1 pseudogene is annotated in these 302 nt (G+C 42.4%); it reads left to right on the forward strand.

Annotated features, from left to right (window positions below):
• Nucleotides 1-302: pseudogene (locus tag IQR33_RS06655) on the forward strand (glycerol-3-phosphate 1-O-acyltransferase); the annotation flags it as partial.

Genomic DNA, 302 nt, shown 5'->3' on the forward strand with positions numbered 1-302 from the left:
TACTATCGCAACAACATCATTCACTTGTTCGCTCTGCCGTCATTAATTGCCCAAATGCTCATTCGTCAGCGCAACCTTTCGGTAGCCAAGATTCAAGCGAATGTCGCGCAAATCTACCCATTCTTGAAGAAAGAGTTGTTCTTAAGTTACCAAGAAGACGAGTTAGATGAATTGGTCGTTAAAACACTGCATGAATTTGCCGAGCAGAAAATGATTAGTCTTGATGGTGATAAGCTGGAAATCAATCAATCGAACAACCAGCCTTTGGTTCTGCTAGGTCGTACGATAACTGAAACGCTGCA

Source organism: Vibrio sp. OPT46 (assembly GCF_015163535.1).
In the GTDB taxonomy this organism is placed as follows: domain Bacteria; phylum Pseudomonadota; class Gammaproteobacteria; order Enterobacterales; family Vibrionaceae; genus Vibrio; species Vibrio alginolyticus.